The organism is Novosphingobium lindaniclasticum LE124 (genome assembly GCF_000445125.1).
Classification (GTDB): Bacteria; Pseudomonadota; Alphaproteobacteria; order Sphingomonadales; family Sphingomonadaceae; genus Novosphingobium; species Novosphingobium lindaniclasticum.
Genome location: NZ_ATHL01000009.1, coordinates 1 through 3281, shown reverse-complemented (window position 1 = coordinate 3281; position 3281 = coordinate 1). Strand labels below are relative to the sequence as shown.

Genomic DNA, 3281 nt, shown 5'->3' with positions numbered 1-3281 from the left:
GAAGTACGAGTGCGTCTATCTCCATGCCTTCGAAACCGGATCAGAGCTTCGCGCTGGCCTTGCCCGGTGGATCACCTATTACAACACCTTGAGGCAGCACTCGGGTCTGGCCGGGCAAACCCCGACAGAGGCCTATGGGCGGATCGCGTAATCAGATGATGTGGGGCATACCCCCCATCATCTGATGACCAGAATGGCGGCATAAACAACAAATGGGATTAGCTTAACTCAGCCGCCAAACTGTCCAAGAAGGCGGGACCACCTCACCATTCCCGAATCAAACCAGATCTCAAACAAGCCGCACCGAGCCAATGCTGCGTTGTAGGATTTCCAGTTCGTCGCACGATACCGCAGGCGGTCGGATCGCTCATCTGGGCCTCTTAACGAACGGGAAACGCGGCCAGAAACCCTCTGCTAGTTGCGCAACAAAGCCATGAGCATTCGCCCTCGACGTACCGCGATACATTGCTAACTTTTCTGGCCACTCTTGCGCCCTGATCGATGTTGCCCTAGCGCAGGACCATTCGATACAGCGGGCCCTCTGAGCCCGGCCACTTAGGTGCTGCAAAGACACTTCTATGAACGCTGAACATTCGTTGCCGGCGACAGCCGACGAGCCAGCCCGCGGATCTGCATTTCAGGCTTGGTTAAGAAAGCGGCGCTGGTTCATCCTAACCGTCATCGCACCTACCTTCTTAGCGGCGCTTTATTATGGCTTCGTCGCTTCAGATATCTATGTGTCCGAATCTCGGTTCGTCATTAAAAGCCCGGACCAGAAGCGGTCGCAAGTGTCTACCATAGCAAACCTAGTTCAGACCGCAGGTCTTTCCGGCGGGCAGGAACAGACGAACGAGGTATTAACCTACATTCGCTCACGCGATGCGCTTAAGGCCTTAGAGAAGACCGCTCGCGTCCGCGAACGCTACTCTCCTGCACAAGCGGACTTCCTTAGCAGGTTCCCTGGCCTCTTCTTCCAACCCAGCTTTGAGAACCTCTACAAATATTATGAAAAGATGGTCAACGCGCGACTGGACACAGAAGAAGGAACCGCGATCATCGAAGTCGAGGCGTTCACCGCGCAAGACGCCTATATTATCAATCGCACTTTGCTCGATCTGAGCGAAGGCTTAGTCAACCGTCTAAATGCTCGGGTACGCTCCAAGGGCATTGCGGAAGCGCAACAACAGGTCAAATTGGCGGCCCAACGCGTCAAAAATGCCCGCATCGCCATTGCGCAATATCGCAACACGCAGTCGTTGATCGACCCCGCCAAACAGGCCGGTGGCGTTCTCGAGATAGCCAACACCATGATAGGCGAACGGGCGGCATTACAGGCCCAGCTAGATCTCATGCGGCGCCTCACGCCGAACAATCCATCCATCCCCGCTTTGCGAAATCGGATCAATGCGATTTCCGTTCAGATCGCCTCGCAGGACAGCCGCGTTGTCGGCTCCGGCAGCGGCATCGCGTCGAAACTGGGCGGCTACGAGAACCTTCTGGTCGAGCAAGAATTTGCGACAGACAGCCTGACCGCAGCCAGCGCCGCGCTCGTTCAGGCCCGCGCCGAGGCGCAGCGGCAGCAGTTTTATCTTGAGCGGGTCGTCGATCCAAACGTGCCTGACATGCCGTTACTCCCAAAGCGTTTCATAAACATCCTCGTTGTTTTTGCAGCGACGCTGTGCATGTATTTCATCGTGTGGATGTTTGTAGTTGGAATTCTTGAACATTCGCAAGAAGATTGACATGAGTGGAAGCTTTGTTCGCAAGCTGACCAATGGCCTCGAAGTTCAGGGGCAGGTAATCCATGCGCTAATGATCCGGGAGCTCATCACCCGATTTGGTCGCGAAAACATCGGCTTCCTATGGATCATGGTCGAACCCTTGCTGTTTGCTGGCCTAGTCGGCCTGATGTGGTATTTCATGAAGGGTCCAACGGAACATGGCGTGAGCGTCGTGGCGTTTACGGCCACAGGATATATCCCGCTCACCTTTTTTCGGCACTGCGTGTCACGCAGTGTATCTGCGTTCACGGCAAACCAAAGCTTGCTATATCATCGTCAGATCAAGGTCGTAGATATTGTCTGCGCCCGTTTCATCATAGAAATGCTGGGCGGTATGATGGCGTATCTGGTGATGGCACTATTCCTTGGCATTATTGGCGAATTTCCTATGCCTGCGAATATTGGTCTTTTGATAGCCGGATGGGCCCTTTACTGCCTATTTTGTTTTTCACTGTGCCTCATACTTTCGCCATTGTCCGAAATGTCTGAAGCGATGGAGAAATTCATTCCAGTCACAACGTACATTATGATTCCAGTTTCAGGCGCCTTCTACATGGTTTCCTGGATGACGCCAGGTATCAAAGAGTTTCTGTTACTATCACCTTTTGTCAACGGGATGGAAATGATGCGAGAAGGTGTCTGGGGAGAGAAACTCACCGCCAGCTACAACCCTTGGAATCCCATCCTATGCTCAGTAGTACTTTCGCTGGTGGGTCTTATTTTGTGCAGGCGTGTCCGCAGAACACTGAACGTCGAATGATAATTTGTGAAAACATCTACAAGTCGTACGCGCATGGTGGCAACCGGAAGCATGTTTTCAAGGGTCTCAATCTGACGATCCAACAGGGCGACCGCATCGCGCTGCTTGGGCGGAACGGCGCAGGTAAAAGCACCCTTATCAAGCTCATCGGCGGCGTGGAAATGCCAACTTCGGGCAGAGTGGTAAGAGAGATGTCCGTGTCTTGGCCATTGGGCTTTGCAGGCGGATTTCAAGGAAGCCTAACCGGATTCGACAACATCCGTTTCATCGCTCGGATATACCAGCGCGATTACACATCGGTGCGCGAGTTCGTGGAAGAATTCACTGAACTTGGAAAGCAGCTTAAGATGCCTGTGAAGACCTATTCTTCCGGCATGCGCGCGCGCCTAGCCTTTGCTCTGTCATTGGCAATCGAATTCGACTGCTACTTGATCGATGAAATCATTCTCGTCGGAGACCAAAACTTTCAACGCAAATGTCACTCCGAAATGTTTGAAAAGCGCTTTGATCGAACGATGTTGATTGCGTCTCATGCGACTGATTTTATTCGAAGCTATTGCCATAAGGCCGTAATTCTCGATCGTGGAGAAGCTTGCATTTATGATGACATTGATGAGGCAATAGCCGTTTATTCAAATCTTTGAGGCTTTGCCTTGGCATCACGATTTAATGAAACCGCCTACGTCAATTGATCGGCCCCCACCGAGTGGTCCGGGTTATTTGTTAGTGTAAGATTGCCT

At 52.4% G+C, this 3281-nt stretch carries 4 protein-coding genes; all 4 read left to right on the top strand.

The genetic code is table 11. The annotated features are described in order from the left end of the window. Window positions 1-151, top strand: a 151-nt coding sequence (locus L284_RS47115) for an integrase core domain-containing protein (RefSeq protein ID WP_021232183.1), incomplete at its 5' end; no start/stop codon positions are given. Between the two features lie 427 nt (window positions 152-578). Then, window positions 579-1742, top strand: a complete 1164-nt coding sequence (locus tag L284_RS25970; RefSeq protein WP_021232182.1) for a Wzz/FepE/Etk N-terminal domain-containing protein — start codon at window positions 579-581, stop codon at window positions 1740-1742. A 1-nt stretch (window position 1743) separates the two neighbouring features. Further along, window positions 1744-2541, top strand: coding sequence for an ABC transporter permease (locus L284_RS25965; protein WP_021232181.1), 798 nt, complete (start codon window positions 1744-1746; stop codon window positions 2539-2541). Continuing rightward, window positions 2538-3185 (top strand): ABC transporter ATP-binding protein, encoded by a 648-nt coding sequence (locus L284_RS25960; protein WP_021232180.1) that lies wholly within the window; start codon window positions 2538-2540, stop codon window positions 3183-3185. Before L284_RS25965 ends, L284_RS25960 begins: the two co-directional genes overlap by 4 nt. The last annotated feature ends 96 nt before the right edge of the window (window positions 3186-3281 follow it).

Coding starts and splice junctions, on each gene's coding strand:
- L284_RS25970 (WP_021232182.1), top strand. CDS start 579: ATGAACGCTGAACATTCGTTGCCGGCGACAGCCGACGAGCCAGCCCGC.
- L284_RS25965 (WP_021232181.1), top strand. CDS start 1,744: ATGAGTGGAAGCTTTGTTCGCAAGCTGACCAATGGCCTCGAAGTTCAG.
- L284_RS25960 (WP_021232180.1), top strand. CDS start 2,538: ATGATAATTTGTGAAAACATCTACAAGTCGTACGCGCATGGTGGCAAC.